At 44.8% G+C, this 23,252-nt stretch carries 18 protein-coding genes; 5 read left to right on the top strand and 13 right to left on the bottom strand.

Annotated features, from left to right (window positions below):
* Positions 1-12: 12 nt before the first annotated feature.
* The 5 genes from PCAR9_RS15035 to PCAR9_RS15015 form a co-directional block, all read right to left on the bottom strand.
* Complete coding sequence (locus PCAR9_RS15035) at positions 13-2,103, bottom strand: NADPH-dependent 2,4-dienoyl-CoA reductase (protein ID WP_179984308.1); 2,091 nt, start codon at positions 2,101-2,103, stop codon at positions 13-15.
* A 344-nt stretch (positions 2,104-2,447) separates the two neighbouring features.
* Positions 2,448-2,897, bottom strand: coding sequence for a DUF4426 domain-containing protein (locus PCAR9_RS15030; RefSeq protein WP_179984307.1), 450 nt, complete (start codon positions 2,895-2,897; stop codon positions 2,448-2,450).
* Between the two features lie 111 nt (positions 2,898-3,008).
* Positions 3,009-3,545, bottom strand: coding sequence for a YggT family protein (locus tag PCAR9_RS15025; RefSeq protein WP_179984306.1), 537 nt, complete (start codon positions 3,543-3,545; stop codon positions 3,009-3,011).
* A gap of 20 nt (positions 3,546-3,565) precedes the next feature.
* Entirely contained in the window at positions 3,566-4,387 is an 822-nt protein-coding gene (proC, locus tag PCAR9_RS15020; RefSeq protein ID WP_179984305.1) for a pyrroline-5-carboxylate reductase, read from the bottom strand.
* A gap of 76 nt (positions 4,388-4,463) precedes the next feature.
* Positions 4,464-5,150 carry a YggS family pyridoxal phosphate-dependent enzyme gene (locus PCAR9_RS15015; protein ID WP_179984304.1) on the bottom strand — a complete coding sequence of 229 codons (687 nt, stop codon included), beginning with the start codon at positions 5,148-5,150 and terminating at the stop codon, positions 4,464-4,466.
* Positions 5,151-5,177: 27 nt separating this feature from the next.
* Between PCAR9_RS15015 and PCAR9_RS15010 the strand changes: the two genes are divergently transcribed.
* The 3 genes from PCAR9_RS15010 (at position 5,178) to PCAR9_RS15000 (ending at position 7,794) form a co-directional block, all read left to right on the top strand.
* Positions 5,178-6,221, top strand: coding sequence for a type IV pilus twitching motility protein PilT (locus PCAR9_RS15010; protein ID WP_179984303.1), 1,044 nt, complete (start codon positions 5,178-5,180; stop codon positions 6,219-6,221).
* 8 nt (positions 6,222-6,229) lie between these two features.
* Positions 6,230-7,342 (top strand): PilT/PilU family type 4a pilus ATPase, encoded by a 1,113-nt coding sequence (locus tag PCAR9_RS15005; RefSeq protein WP_179984302.1) that lies wholly within the window; start codon positions 6,230-6,232, stop codon positions 7,340-7,342.
* Positions 7,343-7,476: 134 nt separating this feature from the next.
* On the top strand, positions 7,477-7,794 hold the full coding sequence (locus PCAR9_RS15000) for a putative signal transducing protein (RefSeq protein ID WP_179984301.1): 318 nt from the start codon (positions 7,477-7,479) through the stop codon (positions 7,792-7,794).
* A 46-nt stretch (positions 7,795-7,840) separates the two neighbouring features.
* Here PCAR9_RS15000 and ruvX read toward each other — a convergent pair whose 3' ends face one another.
* The 4 genes from ruvX to PCAR9_RS14980 form a co-directional block, all read right to left on the bottom strand.
* Positions 7,841-8,272 carry a Holliday junction resolvase RuvX gene (gene ruvX, locus PCAR9_RS14995; protein WP_179984300.1) on the bottom strand — a complete coding sequence of 144 codons (432 nt, stop codon included), beginning with the start codon at positions 8,270-8,272 and terminating at the stop codon, positions 7,841-7,843.
* On the bottom strand, positions 8,265-8,831 hold the full coding sequence (locus PCAR9_RS14990; protein ID WP_179984299.1) for a YqgE/AlgH family protein: 567 nt from the start codon (positions 8,829-8,831) through the stop codon (positions 8,265-8,267). The genes ruvX and PCAR9_RS14990 overlap by 8 nt, the downstream gene beginning before the upstream one ends.
* A 138-nt stretch (positions 8,832-8,969) precedes the next feature.
* Positions 8,970-9,923 carry a glutathione synthase gene (gene gshB / locus PCAR9_RS14985; RefSeq protein WP_179985249.1) on the bottom strand — a complete coding sequence of 318 codons (954 nt, stop codon included), beginning with the start codon at positions 9,921-9,923 and terminating at the stop codon, positions 8,970-8,972.
* A gap of 139 nt (positions 9,924-10,062) precedes the next feature.
* Complete coding sequence (locus tag PCAR9_RS14980) at positions 10,063-10,791, bottom strand: 16S rRNA (uracil(1498)-N(3))-methyltransferase (RefSeq protein WP_179984298.1); 729 nt, start codon at positions 10,789-10,791, stop codon at positions 10,063-10,065.
* Between the two features lie 790 nt (positions 10,792-11,581).
* Between PCAR9_RS14980 and PCAR9_RS14975 the strand changes: the two genes are divergently transcribed.
* Positions 11,582-12,424 (top strand): mechanosensitive ion channel family protein, encoded by an 843-nt coding sequence (locus tag PCAR9_RS14975; protein ID WP_118492753.1) that lies wholly within the window; start codon positions 11,582-11,584, stop codon positions 12,422-12,424.
* A gap of 109 nt (positions 12,425-12,533) precedes the next feature.
* Here PCAR9_RS14975 and PCAR9_RS14970 read toward each other — a convergent pair whose 3' ends face one another.
* Complete coding sequence (locus PCAR9_RS14970; RefSeq protein ID WP_179984297.1) at positions 12,534-13,331, bottom strand: M48 family metallopeptidase; 798 nt, start codon at positions 13,329-13,331, stop codon at positions 12,534-12,536.
* A gap of 407 nt (positions 13,332-13,738) precedes the next feature.
* Between PCAR9_RS14970 and PCAR9_RS14965 the strand changes: the two genes are divergently transcribed.
* The gene (locus PCAR9_RS14965) at positions 13,739-15,541 is read left to right on the top strand and encodes a choice-of-anchor I family protein (RefSeq protein WP_179984296.1); all 1,803 of its coding nucleotides are present in this window, start codon (positions 13,739-13,741) and stop codon (positions 15,539-15,541) included.
* 148 nt (positions 15,542-15,689) lie between these two features.
* On the opposite strand, the gene PCAR9_RS14960 is transcribed toward PCAR9_RS14965, so the two are convergent.
* The 3 genes from PCAR9_RS14960 to PCAR9_RS14950 form a co-directional block, all read right to left on the bottom strand.
* A complete protein-coding gene (locus tag PCAR9_RS14960; RefSeq protein ID WP_179984295.1) occupies positions 15,690-18,716 on the bottom strand; it encodes a TonB-dependent receptor in 3,027 nt (1,008 codons plus the stop codon).
* Between the two features lie 84 nt (positions 18,717-18,800).
* Complete coding sequence (locus tag PCAR9_RS14955) at positions 18,801-21,515, bottom strand: poly(beta-D-mannuronate) lyase (RefSeq protein WP_179984294.1); 2,715 nt, start codon at positions 21,513-21,515, stop codon at positions 18,801-18,803.
* 382 nt (positions 21,516-21,897) lie between these two features.
* Entirely contained in the window at positions 21,898-23,211 is a 1,314-nt protein-coding gene (locus PCAR9_RS14950) for an MFS transporter (protein WP_179984293.1), read from the bottom strand.
* Positions 23,212-23,252 lie beyond the last annotated feature (41 nt).

Raw genomic sequence — 23,252 nt, 5'->3', positions numbered from 1 at the left:
CTCGCTTAGCTCTTAAATTCGCGCTGCCAGTTCTGCTCCTTGGCGAATAGCACGCTTGGCATCGAGTTCTGCCGCGACGTCAGCACCTCCGATAATATGTACGGTAAAGCCTGCATCTTCTAGAGGTTTCTGCAGAGGCTTAAAGGGCTCTTGGCCTGCACACACAATAACATTATCGACAGGCAGCACCTTAGGCGTGTCGTTAATGAGTACGTGAAGGCCTTCATCATCCACTTTCTCGTAGGAAACGCCATTTATCATTTGAACGTTGTGGTGCTTCAACGACTGCCTGTGGATCCAACCTGTTGTTTTACCTAGACCTTTGCCCACCTTCGAGGTCTTGCGTTGTAATAAATACACCTCGCGTTCAGAAGGCTCTATCGCCTTTTCTTTAAGTGCCCCTGGTGCTGAGTAATTTTTGTCGATACCCCAGTGAGCTAGCCATTTTTCTTTATCTTTAGCTAAATGTTCGTGCTCAACTAAGAACTCTGCTACGTCAAAGCCAATACCGCCAGCACCAACAATTGCCACTTTTTTGCCCACCGGTTTGTGGTCGCGTAATACCTCTAAATAACTCATCACTTTAGGGTGGTCGTGACCTTCAATAGAAAGTTTACGTGGATTGATGCCTGTTGCTAACACCACTTCATCGAATCCCTCATTTGACAAGCTTTCTGCATTAACTTCGGTGTTAAGGTGAATGGATACGCCAACCCGCGCTAGCTGATTGTCAAAATAACGCAGGGTTTCATAAAACTCCTCTTTCCCGGGCACTTGTTTGGCATAATTGAACTGACCGCCAATTTCAGCGGCTTTATCAAATAAATGCACGTCGTGTCCTCGCTCAGCAGCATACATTGAAAATGCCAATCCAGCTGGACCGGCACCTACAACCGCTAGCTTTTTCTTGTTTTGCGTAGGTGTAAAGGTAAGTTCGGTTTCATAGCACGCTTGTGGATTTACCAAACAGCTTGCCCGCTTTTGCACAAAGGCATGGTCAAGGCAGGCCTGGTTGCAGGCAATACAGGTATTGATAAGTTTAGATTCATTGCGCATGGCCTTAGCCACAAAATGGGCGTCAGCCAGGAAAGGGCGGGCCATTGATACCATGTCAGCATGCCCTTGTGCCAATACCGATTCCGCCACCTCTGGAGTATTGATACGGTTAGTGGTGATAAGAGGAATATTCACCTCTTTTTTCATGCGTTCGGTTATCCAGGTAAACGCTGCACGTGGCACAGATGTAGAGATCGTGGGAACGCGGGCCTCGTGCCATCCGATACCGGTATTGATAAGCGTAGCACCTGCTTTTTCAATTTCTTTAGCCAAGTACACGACTTCATCCCACTTAGCGCCGCCTTCCACTAAGTCCAGCATAGACAGACGATAGATAATAATGAAGTTAGTACCTACTTTCTCGCGCACACCTTTAACTATCTCAATTGCTAAGCGGGCTCGGTTTTCTAAACTGCCGCCCCATTCATCGTTTCTGTGGTTAGTGCGTTCGCAAAAGAATTGATTAATGAGGTAACCTTCTGAACCCATTATTTCCACACCGTCGTAACCTGCTTGTTGGGCTAGGGCAGCACATTTAACATAGTCTTTAATGGTGCTTCTCACGCCGCGCGAGGAAAGTTCGCGAGGCTTAAACGGAGTAATGGGCGACTTCATAGGTGAAGCGGAAACAGCAAGCGGGTGATAACCATAGCGACCCGAATGCAGTATTTGCATGCAAATTTTACCCTCTTCTTTATGTACAGCATCGGTAATAACACGGTGCTTCTTAGCATGACGAGAGCGCGTCATTCTGCCGGCGAAGGGCGCAACCCAACCTGAAATGTTAGGACTAATGCCGCCAGTCACAATAAGCCCAGCACCGCCTTTTGCTCGCTCGGCATAGAAAGCTGCCAGTTTATCAAAGCCGCCTTTTTCCTCCTCTAAACCTAAATGCATCGAGCCCATCAGGGTACGGTTACGAAGTGTAGTAAAACCCAAATCTAATGGGGCTAATAGGTTAGGGTAAAAAGGTGACTGCTGTTCTGACGTATTTACAGAATGGGCAGCGGCGGTCTGAGGTGCAGACTGTGACGAGGGCGTATTCATATTTATTCTCTATTTTTTACTATGAAGGCATCTAGCATGTTGTTTAGTAATTAAAGTAAGTAGAATCTGATTTTAATCGCGCTTCAGCAGGCTTCAGTAACTAATGCTTAAATCTTTACGAGCCAACTTGCCCGACCAGTTGTCTTGATTATTTACTACTGCATCAAATTGGTAAAGGGGAGTTATCAATTTTTTAACACAATAAAAAAGCGAGATACCGATTATCGGCTATCTCGCTCTAAGAGTATTAAAATTGTGTTTGGTAAAAAGAAGTTACAGATTACTAAGGTTGGTAAGGTTTAACGCGTAAACAATATTGCCTTAAGAATGTAAGCTGCAGTTGCCTATTCATCCACATACATTTTTTGTTGGAATTTTAGCGTCTGTTTACTCGCACCCTTTTGTACGTCTATTTCAAACCTGAACGTTTCTTGATCGCGAAACGGTAGTACGGCGAGATAATAAATGGCATCGCCTTCTTCCACTTTCTTGAAGGTAAGTTTGCGAGCATTGCCTAAGAGGTTCTTTGCCGTACCTGTCACATCTGCACGCTGCGCTTCACCTGAAACTTTGTCGAGTACGGAAATGTTGACCAGCGCGTTAAACTTGCTTCTTACAATGCCGTAATTAGCTGCAACTTCAGGCGTTAAAAAAGGCGTACTTACTACCATATAGTGTACATCCCATTCACCAAGCGTTTTCTTCTGTTCGGCAAATGCAGAGAAGCTTAAGCAAGCTATAGCTATTGCAAGAAGAGCTGCGTACCCTTTCTTGATTTGTTTTATTTTACTCATGATAGACCTTACTTTGCCTTCATATTTTTCTTTTACAAAACAGCGGGCGTACCCGCTGCATAATACTGTATGACCTAAGGATTCACCTTTAATGCCTGTAGTAAACATTGTTTACATAGGGAAAGTGTCTTGGATCAGAAGCTGTAAAAACTGTAATGCGATGATGGCAATCAGTACCGACAAGTCAAGGCCACCTAGTGGAGGAATGACTTTGCGAATAGGCGCTAAAAAGGGTTCAGTTAGTTGATACAGCACATAGTCTACCGGAGATTGACCTTGCGATACCCAGCTTAAAATTGCACGTAACAGCAATACCCAAAACATTAGCGATAGGGTTTCTTTTACCACGCCAATTACCGATAAAATGGCTATGCCTACGGGGTTTAGCGTACCGCCAAACATAAGCCCAAGAGTAACGAGTTTAAGCGCGCATACCGCTATCGCCAATATAAAGGTAGCGGTGTCGAATCTGCCGATTGACGGGATAACACGGCGCAACGGCCCCACGATAGGGTGGGTTGCTTTTACTACAAATTGACTCATTGGGTTATAAAAGTCTGCTTGAACCATTTGTAACCAAAGGCGCAGAATAACCACCATCAAATAAAGGCTAAATAAGGTATCAACCAAAAATACCGTTGCATTCATGTTGTGTTTTTCCTAAAACGTTATAGCTGTTTTGCCATTTCTTCAGCACGCGCTACGGCTGCCCGCATCGACTTGCTGACAATATCTTTTAAGCCTTCATCAATGAAGGTATTTACGGCCTCGGCTGTGGTGCCGCCCTTTGACGTAACTTGGGCACGAAGCTCACTTAATTCAAGGTCTGGGTTGTTACAAACCATTTCAGCTGCACCCAACATAGCCTGCTGCACCATAAGGCGTGACTGGGCTTGATCAAATCCCATGTTCATGGCTTCTTCTTGCATGTTTTGTAGGAACAAGAAGAAATAGGCTGGACTGCTGCCCGCTGCGGCGATAACACCGTTAATACCCTCTTCTTTATCTACCCAAACGGTTTCGCCCACGCTGTTCATCACATCGTCTACGTACTGTCTGTCAGACTCAGACACTGTATCGTCGGCGTACATACCCGACATGCCTTTGCCTAACAAGCTTGGTGTATTTGGCATAATACGAACCACAGGGTATTCGCCGCCTAACATCTCTTGTAATCTGGCAACGGGTAGACCGGCTGCGATGCTCATAAACAACTTACCCGATAGGTCGTTATTTTTTTGCAGTTCGCCGCACATATCACCCATAATTTGTGGTTTTACCGCAAGCACAATGGCGTCAGCGAATTGGCAAGCTTCATCGTTAGATTGCGTGGTGTGAATACCAAACTCGGCTTTAAGGCCGTCTAACTTTGGAGTGGACGGGTTTGCCGCAAGAATATTTTCTTTCGCATACCCAGATTTGATAAGACCACTGATGATGCTGCGGCTCATGTTACCCGCGCCAATAAATGCTAATTTTTTCTGTTGCATGTAAATCCTATTTGTTGATTGCATTTAAGTCTGTGTAGCAAAGCTGCTCACTAAAAGCTAAGCACTATAGGTATGGCTAAGTACGTTTTCCGAAAATAGCGGTACCTATTCGAACCATGGTAGAGCCATGTTGAATTGCTTCTGCCATATCACTACTCATTCCTACGGATAGGGTATCAAAATTGCTCAGTGATGTATGGTAGTGGTCAAATAATTCTTTTAGCTTAGTTAGCGTAGCGCGCTGTTGTTCTTCACTGGGATTGGCCTTGGGAATAGCCATCAAACCGCGTAAGCAAAGGCGCTCCTGTGAAGCTATGAACTCAACTAAAGACGCTAATTCGTTGAGCGCTACGCCAGACTTACTGCCTTCATCATCAATGTTCACCTGAATACATACGTTTAATGGCGGCATTGAGGCTGGGCGTTGCTCATTAAGGCGGCGGGCTATTTTCTCTCTGTCTACTGACTGAACCCAGTCGAAATGTTCGGCTACTACTTTAGTTTTATTTGACTGAATAGGGCCAATCATATGCCACTCAATATCTTCGAGTCTTGAAAGTTCTTGAACCTTTTCAACACCTTCCTGCACGTAGTTTTCGCCAAACATTCGTTGTCCCGCTTCATACGCTTCAATGATATCTGATACGGGTTTTGTTTTGCTAACCGCTAGCAATTTAACGGTTTTTGGTGGACGATGTGCACTGGTAGCGGCTTGGTCTATTCCTTTTCGTGCGGAATCTAGTCTTTCTGCTATTGTTTGCATTATTCACCTTGTTTTGGAGAAGTGGTTGTGGATATTACCGAACTTTTGGCTTTCAGTGTTAAGAATAACGCCTCAGATTTACACTTATCAGCGGGCCTACCACCAATTATTCGTGTAGATGGCGAGATGCGTAAACTTAACGTGCCTGCCCTCGATCACAAGCAAGTTCATGGTCTTGTTTACGAGATTATGAATGACATGCAGCGCAAAGAGTACGAAGAAAACTTAGAAACCGATTTTTCATTCGAAGTAAATGGTTTGTCCCGTTTTCGTGTTAATGCCTTTGTTCAAAATCGCGGTGCCGCGGCGGTGCTACGTACCATTCCTAGCAAGGTGTTAACCTTAGACGACCTTGGCGCGCCCGAAATTTTTAAAGACATCATTAATCAGCCTACCGGAATAGTGCTAGTCACCGGCGCTACAGGTTCGGGTAAAAGTACCACCCTAGCAGCCATGGTTGACCATATTAATACGCATAAACGCGAACATATTCTTACTATAGAAGACCCGATCGAATTTGTTCACGACAATAAACTTAGTTTGGTAAACCAGCGTGAAGTACACCGCGATACGCACTCGTTTAATAACGCTCTGCGCTCAGCGCTTCGTGAAGACCCTGATGTTATTCTGGTTGGTGAGCTTCGTGACTTAGAAACCATTCGCCTTGCTATTTCAGCTGCAGAAACAGGCCACCTGGTGTTTGGTACGCTACACACCAACTCAGCACCTAAAACCATTGACCGTATTATTGATGTGTTCCCAGCAGAGGAAAAAGCCATGGTGCGTTCAATGTTATCGGAATCGCTACGCGCGGTTATATCGCAAACTCTGCTTAAGAAAGTAGGTGGGGGTCGTGTGGCTGCTCACGAAATTATGGTGGGCATCCCAGCTATTAGAAACCTTATTCGTGAAGATAAAGTGCCGCAGATGTACTCGGTTATTCAAACCGGGCAAGCACATGGTATGCAAACCATGGATCAATGCTTACAGCGACTGGTAGCTATGGGGGTCATAAGCAAAGAAGATGCGGCGGCAAAGTCAGTGGATAAACAGTCTATGAACAACTTCTAGAGGCCATTATGCTAGATTCACTATTACAAAAAATGGTCGATACCAATGCGTCGGATTTATTTATAACGGCTGAGTTTCCGGTAAGCGCCAAAATTAACGGCAAACTAACGCCAGTGACGGAAAGTGCTACGTCGGTAGAAGAGTCGCTCGCGCTGGTTCACGAAGCGATGACCGAAAAGCAGCGAGACGAATTTCATACGTCGAAGGAATGTAATTTCGCCATCGTACGTGACGGTATTGGCCGTTTCCGTTGTTCAGCATTCTGGCAGCGCGACCAAGCGGGTATGGTTATCCGTCGAATCGTGACACAAATTCCTAAAGCTGATGATTTGGGTCTGCCGCGAGTACTAAAAGAAATTATTATGTCTAAACGCGGTCTTGTTCTCTTTGTAGGCGGAACAGGCACGGGTAAATCCACGTCATTGGCTGCGCTCATTGGGCACAGAAATGAAAACACTCATGGGCATATATTAACCATTGAAGATCCTATCGAATTTGTTCACGAGCATAAAAACTGTGTTATCACGCAGCGCGAGGTGGGCATTGATACTCAGTCCTTCGACGACGCACTCAAAAGCTCGCTTCGTCAGGCTCCTGATGTGATTCTTATTGGTGAAATTCGCTCAATGGAAACCATGGAATATGCCATGTCGTTTGCCGATACAGGGCATTTATGTGTAGCCACGCTACACGCCAATAACGCGAACCAAGCTATAGAGCGCATTATGCACTTGGCGCCTAAAGATCAGCACGATAAGCTGCGCTTCGATTTAAGCCTGAACATACGCGCTATTGTTGCTCAACAACTTGTGCCAACACCAGACGGTAAGGGCAGGGTAGCGGCTATAGAAATACTGCTTAACTCGCCGTTAGTGCGCGATCTTATTCAGCGTAACGAAATAGGCGCATTAAAAGAAGCCATGAAAAAGGGTAAAGAGCAGGGCATGCAAAGCTTTGATATGGCCCTATATGATTTGTATAAAGCAGGTAAGATAGACATGGACCAAGCGCTTCACCATGCTGACTCGCCTAACGATCTGCGCTTAATGATCAAGCTTGATACTAGCGACGGTTCTAGCTTAGGCACCTTGTCTAATGTGTCTATTGATATGGATGACTAGGCACTGCTTCTTCAGTACAGCAGTTACACTTTGAAAAAGCGGTACCTGGATAATTACTCAAAAAGCAGCCCAAGGGCTGCTTTTTCGTATAAGCTCTACGCGGTATGCATTATTTTATTGCAATAGGATAGTCATTGAAAAAACTTTTCTCCTCACAAGACGCTTTTGAAATGCAAGCGGTTCGCAGCGAACTTGATGCGCTGTCTATTCCCTATATGGTAAAAAATGAATTTGCTGGTGGTGCTATAGGAGAGCTGCCTTGGCAGGATTCTCAGCAGGAGGTGTGGCTCATCGACGATAGCTGGTATGCACGGGCGTCGAAAGTTATCGAGGCCATCGTTCACAAATCACGTAATACGAATAACAGCAGTGAAGACTGGCGATGTAACGCGTGTGGTGAGGAAAACGGCAGCGCATTCGATGTATGCTGGCAGTGCGGCGCGGAAAAGTAAAAGTACAGGAACTGAAAATTAACAACAAAGAGTAGCGCAAAGGTGGCTACTCGTACTGGCTTTCGCTCCAGCTGGTAAAGATCACGCAAGCTGATACGCTATCAACTTTATCCTTAGTAAGCTTTTTATAGCCACCTAACTCAAACAGCATAGCTTTAGCGTCGGTAGTAGTAAGACGCTCGTCACAGGTTTCCACTGCAACACGAAAACGTCCATGGAGTCGATTGGCGAACTTGCGAGCTCGTTGGGTCATTTCCTGCTCTGTACCATCCATATTTAGCGGTAAACCAACAACGACAACATGGGGTTGCCATTCTTCATAAAGCTTTTCTATCAATGCCCAATCTGGAATGCCGTCTCGTGCTTTAAGCGCTGCAAGCGGTGAAGCAGTGCCAGTAATTTCTTGGCCTACCGCTACGCCAATACTCTTAGTACCAAAGTCAAACGCAAGTACAGTACGGTTTCCTATATCAGGCATGCCCGGCTCCCGGAGCTAGCTGCCATACATCAACACCGAGTTTATTTACCGTTGCTTGCCATTTTTTATGCATAGGAGTGTTAAACAGAATTTCTTCGTCCGCTTCTATGGTTAGCCACGCATTTTCCTGCATTTCCTTTTCAAGTTGCCCAGGTGTCCACCCAGCGTAACCTAAAGCAATAAGCACGTCCTCTGGGCCCTCATCGTTAGCGATAGCCGTCAAAATGTCCTTTGATGTGGTAACCATGATCCCCGGCGCGAGCTTAAGACTAGACGCCCAGGATTTCTGCGACGAATGCAACACAAACCCACGTTCTTGGTTGACGGGTCCGCCCGCGAGTACGATTTGTTCTGCCTTGTCTTCAGAAACTGTCAACTCTTTATCAGTTTGTTCAAGAAGTTGTTTTACGTTCATAGTAGAGGGCTGATTCACCACAATGCCCATAGCGCCTTCAGCATTGTGCTCACAAACATAAATGAGTGAACGTGAAAAGTAGGGATCGTCTAAGCTAGGCATTGCGACCAAAAAGTGATTTTGTAGGCTTTTTAATTCCGTCATAGTTTGCTTTTTACTACTATATTTTACTAACGTCTTTTACTTTAGGGGGCCATTTAACATTAAGTATAAAAGGCCCTGTATTCACCCATGCTGAGCTTTATCTGAGCTACTCGCGCCGGTGACTAGTGCAAAGTACGTTTATCTGTTGGCTAAGCGCTTTTCAATTGCGTCAAACAGTGCGCCCATAATGTCTACGTCGTACGCGGCTTCTATTTCTCTTACGCACGTTGGGCTGGTAATGTTTATTTCTGTAATTTTATTGCCAATTACATCAAGCCCTACAAACAAAATATTATTTTCTTTAAGCGTAGGAGCTATGGCTTCAGCCAATGCGCGGTCTGAATCAGAAATTGGCTGAGGGCGGCCAGTGCCACCGGCGGCCAAGTTCCCTCTTGTTTCCCCTTTGGTTGGCAGTCGCGCTAAGCAGTATGGCATTACTTCACCATCTACAATCAATACACGCTTGTCACCGTCTTTAATCTCTGGAAGGTACTCCTGTACCATCATATAGCGCGTGCCCAAATGAGTCAGAGTTTCAATAATTACGCCTAAATTATTACCGTCAGGCTTTACTCTGAATATAGAGGCGCCACCCATACCGTCTAAGGGCTTACAGATAATATCTTGATGCTTGGCATGAAACTCACGAATAATCGTTTGGTTGTTTGATACGAGAGTATTCGGGATATGCTCTGGGAAATACGATGTAAACAATTTTTCGTTGTAGTCACGTAGGGCCTGAGGATTATTTACAACCAGTGCTCCAGCGTCTTGCGCTAGCGACAATATCTGGGTGGCGTACAGAAATTCGCTGTCAAAAGGCGGATCTTTACGCATAAGTAAAACATCAATATCCCCTAAATACAGGGTTGCTTCGTCTTCAATCGCGTAGAAATCTGTCGCTTGGTCTTTAACCGACACGGTTTTGCCCAAACCCATAGGCTTACCATTGTCTAAATACAGGTCTTTTAGTTCGAAATAAACAACCTTTGCACCGCGGCGCTGAGCTTCAAGCATCATCGCAAAGCTTGTGTCTTTATGTGGCTTAACGCTTGCGATGGGGTCCATAATTACGCCAACGGTATATTGCATAATGTTCTCACCTTGAATGTTTATAAAATGTCGGCTCATATAGCCCTGCCGATAATCTTTGTATATTGGGTCACACCCTAATACTTCAAGTTATTGGTCTAGCATAGGCCTGTAAAAAAAAAGGGTTTAAAATATATCCTCAAAAGTCGCCGTGTTGTGCCTGGAGAATACTTAAACTCGTAATTGCCGCCGTTTCGGTACGTAAAATACGTGGGCCTAAACTTACCGATTGATAACCGTTTTCGTTAGCTTGATGGATTTCTGTGTCTGATAACCCGCCTTCTGGGCCTATAAGTAGTCGAAAGCCTTGAGTATTATAAGGTTGCCTCGCTAAGCTTTGTTCTGCGCCGGGTGCTAAAACCAACCGCGTAGTATTGGTTGATGAGGACAGCCACTGACTTAAATTTACCGGGGCATTGAGCACAGGAATAATGTTGCGACCACTTTGTTCACAGGCGCCAATGATAATTTTCTGCCATTGCTGAATTTTCTTTTCCCAGCGTGACTCGTCAAGTTTTACTGTGCATCGTTCGGTAATAACAGGCGTTATCTCTGTTACGCCAAGCTCTACGCTTTTTTGTAGCACAATGTCCATTCTATCGCCCTTAGAAACACCCTGACCTAAGTGAAGGTGGAGGGGGGACTCTTTTGCTAAAGAAAGACATGCGTCGGCTTCAACCGTTACTTTTTTTCTTTGAACACTTATGACTTGTGCACTGTATTCGTTGCCATCGCCGTTAAATAGCACAATAGGGCGATTGGGCTTTATGCGCAGCACAGTAGCGATGTGATGACCCGCATCTTCGGTTAATTCAAATTCTTGTTCTAAAGGAATGGGGTTGGGGTAATAAACTCTTGGTATACGCATAAGGAATCAGGTGTTTGGTTTTAATGCGTATGATACGTGTCTGTATATGCAGGTTGCAATGCTGTCGACGGCATCATGTAAATAATTGGAGAAAAACTTACACAAACGGCAACACGCGACCTATCTTTAATAATCACCTGACTCGTAGGTTTACTCTATGCCGCAGAGGGCGAAGAGTTGCTCGAAGAGTTTTCCAACACTGTGGAAGAAGGCTTCGATTTTTGTGCTGGGCGGTATTCCGCTCTTGCATACTTAGTGTGTTTTCCTTTATCGGTGCGAAGTGAATATAAAAATAAACACAAAACAACCGAAAATAGGGTTATGAGAAGCAACATGCGTTAATCCTTTAAGTGACATAGTTTGCTAAAGCTCGTTCATAAAAATTAGCGGAAAAGGACCGAAACCCATTTTCTGCGTCAATCTTATGAGACTTTAGTCTAAAACTTTAAGGCTGAAAAATCATCAAAAAAAAAGTCTTAAAACTCGGTAACTTCCGAAAAAGTTAAAAAGACCACAAAGCGCATTCAAGCTTCGATGTAAAATAGTGCCTTTGTTGAGTGACATGTGTGTGACAATTATTCAAAAAAATACTTAAACTTTGGTATACGTTGTAACTAAGAGTAGCGTTATGTATCGCTACTTTTGGATAATGCTAACACTATCAAGGGCCTATAAGGCTTAGACTTTAGGGCGAATTTACGCTGTTTGGACCTATTGTGTATTGGTGATAATACGAATAGCTGCTACCGTATGTATGCTAATTACAACTAACCATGACAAGGACCATATTATGGAAGAAAAACTCTCACTTTTTTCAGCAAGTGATGTTGAAAGGTACATAAACGACTACGCCATTCCATGGGGCATCAATATCCTAATGGCGATTGCGATTTATGTAGTCGGTAAAATCGTAGTTGGATTTATTCTGTCTGTATTTAGACGCTTAATGGCTAAATCTAAATACGATGACATGTTGGTGGATTTTCTAGAAGCGATACTTAGTGCTATCTTGATGCTATTTGTTATCGTCGCGTCACTAGATCAACTAGGTGTGGATACTACTTCACTTGTAGCCATATTAGGTGCGGCTGGTTTAGCCATTGGTCTGTCATTACAAGATTCACTTAAAAACTTTGCAGCAGGCGTAATGCTACTAGTATTTAAGCCGTTCAAAGCGGGTGATTTTGTTGAAGCTGCGGGTACTGCAGGTTCAATCAAAAAGATTGGTATTTTCACAACTACAATGAATACGCCTGATAACAAAGAAATTATCGTTCCAAACGGCAATATCTATAGCGGTAACATCACTAACTACTCTGCGAAAGATACTCGTCGTGTAGATATGGTTGTTGGTATTGGTTATGACGCTGACTTACTTAAAGCTAAGCAAGTGTTGCAAGAAATGATTGAAGCGGATGATCGAATTCTAGCTGAACCTGCTCCGACTGTAGCGGTTTCTGAACTTGCTGATAGCAGTGTTAACTTCGTAGTACGCCCTTGGGTAAATGCTGCAGATTTCTGGGCAGTTAAGTTCGACTTTACAGAGCAAGTTAAACTTCGCTTTGACAAAGAAGGTATTTCAATTCCATTCCCGCAAATGGATGTGCACCTACACAAACAAGACGGCGAGTAACCGTTATCTTGGAAACAAAAAACGCTGCTAAATGCAGCGTTTTTTTTGCTTTAAAAGCAAGCGAATTAATTAGGCGCCAAACAGAGTATACCTCTATAAGACTGTACTTTTATTTACAGTTAGGTCGATAGGCCGTGGCCTGATAGTCAGCATAGGCGGCGGGCATATTAGCTTGCAAGTTATCGATTCTTGTCTGTGGTGCAGGGTGGGTAGATAGCAGCTCCATAGGACGTTCACCACCACTCGCTGCATCCATATTTTGCCACAAGTTTACAGACTGTCTTGGGTCAAACCCAGATTTTGCCATTAGCTGAAGACCAATAACGTCGGCTTCTGATTCGTGAGTTCTGCTAAAAGGAAGCTGAACGCCTACTTGAACACCTAAACCAATCGCTGCCATGATCGGACCTGATTGAGGCACTTCGTTCGCGGCCAACACTTGACCTACCGCTTGACTGCCTACATTAATTAACGTTGACTGAGACATACGCTCGTTACCATGTTCTGCGATAACGTGACCTACCTCGTGACCAATAACAGCCGCTAGCTGGTGTTGGTTTTCCGCTACGTTAAGTAACCCGGTATATACGCCTATTTTCCCGCCAGGTAAGGCGAAAGCATTAACCTGTTCATCGTCAAACACTACCACCTCCCATTGCCCACTAAAAACGCTTTCGGGAACTTGAGCAGTGATAGCGTCTGCAACGCATTCCACATAGGTGTTTTGTACTGCTTTACGCGATATTTTTAGCTCTTCTTTCATACCTGAAAAAGCTTGATCGCCCATTTGTGCTAGCTGGGCTTCTGAATAAAGTAATACTTGATTTCTGCCGGTAGGAGATGTTGCACATGCGGTTAGTGTGAGCGCAGCAGCAATAACCGCTGAGGCAGTGAATTTCAATTTCATAGTTAATCCTTTTGATTGCTGAGTACACCCATTTTCGTGACCCAGCCACAAAAAATGATATGCCATTCAGTTTATACGTCTTTTAGGCAGTATTAGTATCAGATACAACGGACAAATAAAACTAGACCTTCGCGCTAAAGATACTGCTTTGTGCTTACGATCGTTTCTATTGAAATTAATAACTAATAAAAGACGTTGAAATATGCACTTACAATTGACGTAAAGTAAGCTAGGTGCGTACTTTTTATAGAAAAATGACACGCCTTTGCCTTCTTAATATTTGTGTCATAAACTGATTTTAATTTATACATAGAAGTTGAATAAATTTTCTGGTGTACTAAGAGTAGGAATCCCAGATTTCTCGGACCTCGCAACGTACGACAAAAAACAATTAAAAAGGAAATCAAATGGCAGTGCGTAACAAGTTTAAATATGGATTAATTGCATTTTTAGTTTCAGCTGCGCTCACAGGATGCGGCCTTGATGGTGACGATGGTGCTCAGGGTGAAACAGGGGCACAAGGACCACAGGGCGAACAGGGTGATCCAGGTACTGATGGCAGCGACGGCACCGATGCTTCTATTGGTATCGCGATGGATGTGGTTGGTCGTGCTTTCTTAGGCAATCAAACCGCAGCTGAAATCGTTCAATATCATTCTGATACCAGCACTATTTACGCCACTAACGGCGAAACAAATACAATTGCAGTTATTGATGCCTCAGGCGTTAGTACGGCAACAATGTCTGATCCAATTAATACGACCACGCTAACACCGACCACAATCGCATTACCTGCTGACATTAACGGTGTGGCGCTAGGCAGTTTAACGAGCATTGCCATAAGCGGTGACCTTATGGCCGTTGCAGTACCAGCGGATGTTAAAACTGATAATGGTTACGTGTTGTTTTACAACGGACTTGATAGCTCTGCTCCCGCATTTTTAGACTCGGTAGAGGTAGGCGCACTACCTGATATGGTCACTTTCACTCCTGATGGCGGTAAAGTGTTAGTAGCCAACGAAGGCGAACCGTCTGATGACTATACTGTTGACCCTGAAGGTTCAATTACGGTTATCAATATTCTTGCCAGTGGCGAGCCTGAAGAAACAGGTACTACTGTAGGCTTCAGTGCGCTTAACGGCAGTGAAGCTGAGCTTATGGCACAAGGCATGATGTTCCCAAACCCAGCAGGGCGTACAATTAACGGAACCGCTATCACCTCGACTGTAGCGAAGGACCTAGAGCCTGAATATATTACAGCGACTAACGATGTTGCCTATGTAAGCCTTCAGGAAAACAATGGCCTAGCAATTTTAGATTTGGAAGAGTTAACCGTGGACGTTGTTGGCTTAGGAGCCAAGTCTTGGGCTGGACTTAACATTGATATTCAAGAGAATGAAGCGGTCAGCTTTGGTCAATATAGTGGCCTATATGGGGTTTATCAGCCAGATACCATTGCTAACTTTACGTGGAAAAACGCAACTTTCATCGTGACTGCGAATGAAGGTGACGCTCGTGAGTACTTCTTTGAGGCTGCTGATGAAGCTGCTTGTACTGCTGCTGGTGGTGTTGATTTTGACGAAGACGATGGTTGCCTTGCGTATACCGACGAAGTGAAAGTAGAAGACCTAACGGCTGCGGCAAACTCTGAATTGGCGTTGCTACAGGCAACAGGTGAAGCTGACGGTTTACGCGTAACTTCAGCCATGGGTGATGCTGATGGAGACGGTGAATATGACGCTGCATATGCCTACGGTGCGCGTTCATTTACCATTTGGGATCAAAATGGTTTAGTGGTTTATGACTCTGGCGACGATTTTGAGCGCATTACCGCTTCAGTTCACGGTGCACAGTTCAACAACGGTGACGATGAAAACGCTAGCGATTCACGCTCTGAGAACAAAGGACCAGAACCAGAGGCATTAACCGTGGGGCTAGTGGGTGACCGCACTTACGCCTTTATCGGCACGGAGCGCATGGGTGGTATTTTCGTTTACGATGTAACGAACCCTTACGATGTTCAATTCGCCGAGTATGTCATCAACCGCGATCTTACCGAAGGTTTAACCAGCGATGACGTGATTGGTGACCTTGCGCCAGAAAGTTTGGTATTTGTTAGCGCTGAAGACAGCCCAAGCGGTGTTCCTCTGCTTGTAGTAGGTAACGAAGTAAGTGGTACAGTATCGGTATGGCAAATCAACCAGCTGTAATTTAACACTCAATAGTGAGTCAAAAACCCGCTTAACTAAGCGGGTTTTTTTATTAGAAAATAAAAAAGCCCTAGCTTGAAATAGGGCCTTTGAGAGTCGCGTAATGCCTTGCTGTTGCTAAGGCATTACGAGTGGCGATTGGAAGTCCTTAGTACTTGACCGTTACACCTGCAAACAGGCGAGGACCATAGTCATTAACTTCGCCAAGGTTGCCTTGAACGTAGTAGTCTTGAGATTTAGGTGCACTGAATAGGTTAATTGCTTCAACCTTAACGCGTACGTGGTCATTAACCTTGTACGATGCGCGTGCTTCCCAAACACCTACTTCGTCTACGTAACGCAAGCGCGTACCGTTACTGGTGTATGGTTGGAAATATTCGCTTCTGTACTTATAGATAAGTGCTGTATCTAGGTCGCCAATCTGGTAATAAACCTGACCGCTAAATACATGCTCAGAGAAGCCAGGTACTGAACCTGGAGGAATGATACCTTGGGTTAACTGAGTAGTATTACCGTCAAGGTCGGTAATAAAGGTATCACCGTAATTACTGTCCTCGAATTCATAATCAGTGTCAGCATAGTTATAACCAAACTTAACACCAATACCACTATCCCAACGATAAGCGATTGAGGTTTCGATACCGATGATGCTGCTGCTTTCGTCTGTCGTTACAGAGTTAGTAATAGGCAAGTCATAATCGTCACCTTCAATCTCAAAGGTTTCTAGCACCGTTTGCTGTTGAAAGCCACCGTTGAACTGCTTGTAGTAAACACCGAAAGCAAAAATTGAGTCTTCATTCGGGTACCACTCAATGGCAACGTCATAGTTCCAAGACATAAGAGGCTTAGTACTTGGGTTACCAGACCCGTTTACACCAACAATTAGGTCTGAAATCGTCGTAGGAGCAACTTCATCATCAGTTTGGAACGTACGGCTAAAGCCTAGGTCTGATGGGTCTGCGCGAGACATACCGCGATAGATACCTGCACGTAGCAAAATGTCGTCGCTATAATCCATTACAAAGTTAGCGCTAGGCAGTACTTCAGTGTAGCTACCACCACCTTCGATACGCTCAACCACTGAATCATCTTCAACAAGTGTTAGTGTACCCAGTTCACCTTCAATAACTTCAAATGAATTTCTGAAGCCAATTGAAGTAACTTCAGTGTTTACAACACGAACACCAAAGTTACCGCGAATGAATTTACCCCACATTTCTGTGTCGTAGTTTGCCATCAAATAACCGGCATAAGTGCGCTCAGTGACATCTATTGTTCCCGAGTTTTCATATTCCAGCTCAGGGTAAGCGAAATCATCGCCGTTAGATGCAGCTACGGCACGGGCGAAGCAGTTGTTGTCATACGTTGCCCACGAAGAACCAGTACCGCTATCTACAATATTACCGTCTCCATCAACATGAGTGATGATGTCACCGTCTGACACAGAAGATAAGAAGTCACTTTCTGGGAAGTCAATTTGACAGCCTTGCATAAGTGCAATTGCCTGAGCGATTTCTTCTTCGTCAGATGAGCCTTCAGTAGGAGAGAACGTCCATTCAGTTCTAGAACCATTGCCTTGAGACCCGCCTAGTTGAACGAATGTCATTTCAGACGCACGTAAGCCACCTTCGATGCTTACGAAAACGTCATGGTCAAGAATGTAGCTGAAATCTACTTTAGCCGACTTAACTTCGTTTTCGCGCGTATTTTCTCTATCAGCACGTGTACGTAAGCTATCGTAAAAGTTTGTGATATCAGTCACATCAAAGTTCTGTACCGTGAAATGAGGAATGTCATCACCCATATCCCACGAGAAGAATTGTCTGTCTTCGGTGCGGGCACGGTTTGAAATTTGTAGTTCTTCACGCTCGGTTTTTGAGTAGGCAAGGTCGAAGCTTAACGTTAATGCATCAGTGGCAAAGTGTTCAACATTGATACCAAAACCGTGGTAAGTCTCGTCACGCGAGAACTGTTCACCAGAGCTTTCAATACGATCTTGGCCTTCCCAGTGTAGAATGCCGCCCACATCATTGGTTACCAACGTAGGACCGGTCAAACCAGGTATCGCACGCTTTTGTAGAAAGATTAAGTCGTGTCTTGCTTCTTGCTGCAAGCGATTTGAGTACTGGAAGTCAGTGTTAATATCCCAGGCGTCATTAGGCTGAAACTGTAGCGCTAAGAAGAATGCATCACGCTCATCAGATGTTTCGTTTTGACGATAGCTACGAGAGCTACCTGTCCACGCATAGGGTGAACCTGCACTAATTGCCTCACCAGTTTCTGGGTCGATTTCTGTGTTGTAGCCTTGGTTAGAGCTACCGCTAACCTGGTCTTCACAGTCGCCAGCGCTGCTGCGGAAAAAGCCTTCATTAGTGTTGGTAGGATCGTTCAAACACGCCCATAGTGAAGAGCCCGTTGGGCTAGAGCTTCTGTACTCGGCTTCAGGTTGAGTTATATCCTGGCGCTGAGCACCGATAGAGATACCTAACGCAGAGCCGTTATTGAACTCGAACTGGTCAACATAGCTTATCGTTCCACGATAGCCTAAGTCACTGTGAAGTGAGTTATCTACATTGCCTTCGTCAGGGTTATAGTTGCCTTTAACTTCACCCTGAATACGCTGTTTGCCGTAATCAAGAGGGGCTACAGTTTCAAGGGCGATAACACCAGCCACACCACCTTCAATCATAGAGGCGTCTTGGGTTTTATAAATAGCAATTTTCTTAACCAGTTCGCTTGGGAACTGTGAGAAGTTAACCGAACGGTCACCGCTACCATTAGTCGCTTCACGGCCGTTAATATGCGTCGCACTTAAGAACGGACCTAGACCACGAATAGTGATTTCTGTAGCACCACCATTTTCACGGTGTGATGCTGCGCCCGTAATGGATTCTAGTGCTTCACCAATAGAAAGCGCTGGCAGATCACCAATGTCTTCGGCCGATAAGCCGTCAACAACAGTAGTCGATTCGCGCTTGATTGAAATTTGGTCCTGTATTGTACGACGTGAGCCAACAACGTCGATAACTTCTACGTCCTCCGCCGCGGTCTGCTCTTGCGTTTCTTGCGCTTGTACTGAAAAAGCGGCAGTGCTGGCTACACCAGCGATGAATGCGGCTCTTACCCAACGCGCAGTTGGGTTTAGGGTAAAGGGTGTGCTTCTTTTCAACGACATTACAATTTCTCCGTTGTGTTATCGATGCACTAACGCCCCGAAGGGCGCAGTGACTTAATGTGTAGGGTATTCGTGTTTTATGTATTAATTATCTGCTGTCCATGTAGAGCCAGCACCTACATCAGTAGACTGAATGTAGTAAAGCCCTTTAGCTCCAGCGACTGCTTGTGCACCGTTCGGGTCGGTTTCAATTAGACCGTTGGTAGCGGTAACAAACTCTGGCACTTCCTTGCCATTGTCTGCGGGGTTTTGGTCAATAGCGCCGTCGGTATCAAATTCGCCGTTGCCGTTAAGGTTGCGAATGTCTACCCAAGACTCATCTTCAACATCGCCCGATGCATAGCTATCGGTAAAGCCGAAGTTGTTAGAAAGAAGTGATTCTTCGTGATTGATAAGGTCACAGTCATACTCGAAAGCGTGGTCACTACTAATCGCTTCAGAATCAAATGCGAGCCCAAGCGTGCTCTCTTTATCTGCTTCGTTAAAGCCATTTGCAATTGCATTAGCATCGAAGTCGATTACAAAGAAGTTTTTGGTTAAGCCATAAAGAATTGGCGCGTTATCCGCTGTTAACTCATCGCAATCACCCACTGGTGCTCTACTGCCAATTTCTGTGCTGAACACGATGGGTTGAAGTGAGTTAAGTACTGTATTGTTAGTAACGGTTAGCGTTAGGTCACCGCTGCCGTCTAGCACAGCTTGGTTACCTGCGTTAGGTACACCGCCGTCTGCTTGCGAAAATGGGTTAGCAGTAAATACTAAGCCGCCAGCTTCTTTATTGCCTGAACGAATACCTGCAATGTAGTTATTGGTTACCGTATGTCCGAGCGGTGTCATCAATACACCACTTGGGCGGTCGTCTGAACCAGAAATATCGGTGGTTCTAATAATGATGTTGTCAGCAACCGTGTTAAACCCACCGTCTTCTAAGGAAATACCGCCATTAGCATCAATGATAGTATTGCCCTGAATGGTTGCGCCTGAAGTTTGAACGCGCATTAGGCGACGGCCTGAAGTGAAGTTATCAATACGGTTGTACTGAACAACGAAGTTTGCGTCTTCTGCCGCATCTGCCCCCGTAGTGCTTCCAACGTTAAGAAGCAGCAGACTTGATTGGTTGAAGTTCGGGTTAACCGCATTTTCGAATAAATTGTACTGGATAGTATGGTTTAGACCCGAAGAAGAGAGCTTGATTACTGAACCTTTAACCGCGTTGTTTCTATTGCGGAAGGTATTACGCTCAATCATTGCGCCTTCACCATTAACAACAAGCCAATGATGAGTTTCTTCATTCAATGTGGCCTGGTCACCATCCATTGTGTTTTCAGCAAAGGTGAAGTTATCGCCTTCTGAATAAATAACTGCGGCTGCTTCGCTTTCACAGTAAGAGTCTAATGCTGTATCAATGCTTTCAAAACGCATGCCTTTTATCGCAGCACCATCTACCGTGCTCGCAATATTCACACATGCTTCACCAGAAATGACCGGGGTTTCGCCTTCCACGGCAGTCATGGTTACAGCACTGGTTAACAAAATTGGTGCTAAGTCAGCATAAACGTTGGTGTTTAGACCTAAGACATCGCCGTTGGCAAGGCCGCTATTGAGGGCACTTTCAAGACCGGCTTTATCGTTAACTACGGTAGTGTAAACAATGGTATCTACCGCATCTGATGCTGAACCTTCAAAACCATCGTTGTCCGTATACGAGGCTTCTACAGAAATGATTGCGCCAGCGTTAGCACTTGGTGTGAAAGTGCTGCTGTTGCTATCAGCAATGGCTACGCCATCAGCAAACCATGTATATTCAACGTTCGCTTCGTCAAACCCATTGTTGTCTGTCAGTGTTGCCGTTAAAACACCGTCTACCAAATAAGGGACGGTACCTGTTATCTCAATTGAGCCAGCCTCATCTACGGCTTGCTCGTTAACCGGTATAGTAGGTTCAGAAGTGATAACTTCTTCAAAACCGTTATCATCGGTATAAGATGCTTCGACAGTGATCACTTGACCAACAAGACTTGCGTCAACGACGTAACTGCTTTGAGTAGCTCCTGAGATCGCAGCGTCATCGCCATACCATTGGTATGCCACTTCGCCGGTAGCGCCATCTTCATCGCTAATTTCTGTAGAAAGAGTGTTGCCAACAGTAGGCGTGCCTACAATAGCGATTGCACCTTCTGAATTTACGCGACCTACAGGGTCTGTTGGTTCAGACATAGGCGCTTCATCAAAGCCGCGGTTATCAGTAAAAGCCGCTGATACGGTAATAACCTTACCAAACTCATTTTCTGTAAGCGTAATTGTAGATGTAACTTCATTTTCAATAGCAACATCATCTGCATACCACGTGTAGACAATGCTCTCTGCTTCTACACCGTTTTCATCTGAAACAGTGGCAGTAAGCATGCCGCCTACTACAACATCGCCAGAGATGGCGATACTCGACTCAAACGCTATTGCCATTACATCACTTGTTGGTTCACTTACGTGAGATTCGTTAATACCACCATCGTCAGTGTAAGAGCCTTGCACCGTTATAGCCGAACCAATTTGATCGTCAGTAAGAGTAAAACTTGCACCGCTTGCGTCAGCAATAAGTTGATTATCAGCGTACCAAAAGTAGTTTACGTCTGATGAAATACCATCTGGGTCGCTGACTGAGGCAGTTAGCGTTTCGCCAGAAGTTGGCGTACCAGATAGCGTGATACTACCTAGGGTATTAGGGTTGTTATCAGAATCTACATCACATCCCGTAATGGCTGCGGCTATGGCGCAAAGTGCAAATGCTTTAATCTTCATGATGGCATCGTGCTCCAAGTTTAATTATAGGGTGGTAAAGTTTTTTATTGTGTTTTGGTGTTACCAATATGTGTATTTGTTTTTACCAAATTGGTAATAAGGCTAATAAAAACACAATTTATTAACATTTGCTAGCAAATTTACTAAATTTCTTAAAAATTAAGACGTTTAGAATAAGCTCGATAAAAGGGATTAGCGGAATTGGTCAGATAGGTCTGGGGTCAGTGTACTTTTTAGGCCCGAAGTCAGTGCACTTTTCACTGTGACAACCAGATGAGTTTTAGGTTAGGGGGCTGGTTACAGGCACTAGTTAGTTACGTTTAAGTTATGGGTACAAAATGCGCTACCAGACACCTAATAATTCTGATAGCGCATCAATTTACTAACGCTTAGGCTTAAGCATTTCTATTTTGGGGATAAGAAGCCAAATGGCTGCAATTGCAATGATAGCTAACGACGCTCCGATGACGAAAGCAGGCGTATAATTACCATCTGCAGTAAGCCATGGAACTAACGATGTTAAGCCCACCGCACCCAACTTCGCCGCCATACCTGAAAAACCAGATAGCGTACCCACGGCTTTTTTACCAAACAAATCACTCGGAAGGGTTTGAACGTTACCTATTGCTGTTTGGAAACCGAACAGGATAACCGCCATAATAAGCACCGCTACCGTTGGCGCGCCAGGGTCTGACATTGCGATAAGAGCAGGAAGCATTATTAGACAACCCAAGGTGATAACTAGCTTCCTTGTCTTATTCGGCGTCCAGCCAGCCGCTATACGATTTTGCGCCAACAAACCGCCGAACCATGCGCCAAGCATTGCGCCCACATAGGGCACCCAGCCGTATATACCTATCTCGGTAACGTTCATGCCATACACTTCGTTAAGGTAGATAGGGATCCAGAATACAAATAACCACCAAATAGGGTCGATTGCCGCCGAAGCGATAATTACGCCCCAACTTTCTTTACGAGAAAGCAGTTCACCTGTTGAAGGGCTGTATTCCTCCATTTCCTTGGCATTGCCATTTTCATCTTTATCTTCGCTCATAGTGCGCTGACCAGAAAGAATATAGTGCTTTTCTTCCTCGGTAATCCATGCGTGCATCGCTGGTGGAGCTTTAACTATAATAACCCAAGGCAATAGCCATAAAAGACCGATGGCACCTACGATAATAAATACCGCCTGCCAGCTAAAATGCAGAGTTAAAAAGCCAATAATTGGAAAGGCTATGATGCCACCAATAGCAGCGCCAGAGTTAAAGATGCCTTGGGCTAGCGCACGCTCTTTCGTAGGAAACCATTCGGCGTTACCTTTGGTTGCACCAGGCCAGTTTCCAGCTTCAGCAATACCTAAAATCGATCTAAAGATGCTGAAGCTCAACATGCCTTGCGCAAATGCATGGGCAATAGTGGCGAGTGACCAAACACCGATAGAAAGAACGAAGCCAATTCGCGTTCCAATCCAGTCGAAAATCTTACCGAAAATCGCCTGACCAAACGCGTAAGAGAAAACAAACACGATGGAGATATTAGCGTAAATCTGTTTCCTTTCTAACGCTGATTCATCGGGAAACAAGTCTTCTACAATAGCAGGCCATAATACGCTTAAAGCTTGTCTATCGATATAATTTATAATTGTTGCGAGAGCAATAAGTGTAATTACCCACCAACGTAGACCTTGAATTTTCACGGCATCACTTCTCTTTTAGGTTGTGTATAGTTTCGCCAGAG

This window comes from Alteromonas macleodii (genome assembly GCF_903772925.1).
Lineage (GTDB): Bacteria > Pseudomonadota > Gammaproteobacteria > Enterobacterales > Alteromonadaceae > Alteromonas > Alteromonas macleodii_A.
The sequence above is the reverse complement of the archived record's forward strand: the minus strand, read 5'-3'. Positions and strand labels throughout refer to the sequence as shown.

What these genes read in the sequence shown, in the direction of transcription:
- PCAR9_RS15005 (WP_179984302.1), top strand. Translation starts at nt 6,230, where the DNA reads ATGCTAGATTCACTATTACAAAAAATGGTCGATACCAATGCGTCGGAT.
- PCAR9_RS14980 (WP_179984298.1), bottom strand. Translation starts at nt 10,791, where the DNA reads ATGCGTATACCAAGAGTTTATTACCCCAACCCCATTCCTTTAGAACAA.
- ruvX (WP_179984300.1), bottom strand. Translation starts at nt 8,272, where the DNA reads ATGCCTGATATAGGAAACCGTACTGTACTTGCGTTTGACTTTGGTACT.
- gshB (WP_179985249.1), bottom strand. Translation starts at nt 9,923, where the DNA reads ATGCAATATACCGTTGGCGTAATTATGGACCCCATCGCAAGCGTTAAG.
- PCAR9_RS15035 (WP_179984308.1), bottom strand. Translation starts at nt 2,103, where the DNA reads ATGAATACGCCCTCGTCACAGTCTGCACCTCAGACCGCCGCTGCCCAT.
- PCAR9_RS15015 (WP_179984304.1), bottom strand. Translation starts at nt 5,150, where the DNA reads ATGCAAACAATAGCAGAAAGACTAGATTCCGCACGAAAAGGAATAGAC.
- PCAR9_RS14955 (WP_179984294.1), bottom strand. Translation starts at nt 21,515, where the DNA reads ATGAAGATTAAAGCATTTGCACTTTGCGCCATAGCCGCAGCCATTACG.
- PCAR9_RS14960 (WP_179984295.1), bottom strand. Translation starts at nt 18,716, where the DNA reads ATGTCGTTGAAAAGAAGCACACCCTTTACCCTAAACCCAACTGCGCGT.
- PCAR9_RS15025 (WP_179984306.1), bottom strand. Translation starts at nt 3,545, where the DNA reads ATGAATGCAACGGTATTTTTGGTTGATACCTTATTTAGCCTTTATTTG.
- PCAR9_RS14990 (WP_179984299.1), bottom strand. Translation starts at nt 8,831, where the DNA reads ATGACGGAATTAAAAAGCCTACAAAATCACTTTTTGGTCGCAATGCCT.
- proC (WP_179984305.1), bottom strand. Translation starts at nt 4,387, where the DNA reads ATGCAACAGAAAAAATTAGCATTTATTGGCGCGGGTAACATGAGCCGC.
- PCAR9_RS14965 (WP_179984296.1), top strand. Translation starts at nt 13,739, where the DNA reads ATGGCAGTGCGTAACAAGTTTAAATATGGATTAATTGCATTTTTAGTT.
- PCAR9_RS14970 (WP_179984297.1), bottom strand. Translation starts at nt 13,331, where the DNA reads ATGAAATTGAAATTCACTGCCTCAGCGGTTATTGCTGCTGCGCTCACA.
- PCAR9_RS14975 (WP_118492753.1), top strand. Translation starts at nt 11,582, where the DNA reads ATGGAAGAAAAACTCTCACTTTTTTCAGCAAGTGATGTTGAAAGGTAC.
- PCAR9_RS15030 (WP_179984307.1), bottom strand. Translation starts at nt 2,897, where the DNA reads ATGAGTAAAATAAAACAAATCAAGAAAGGGTACGCAGCTCTTCTTGCA.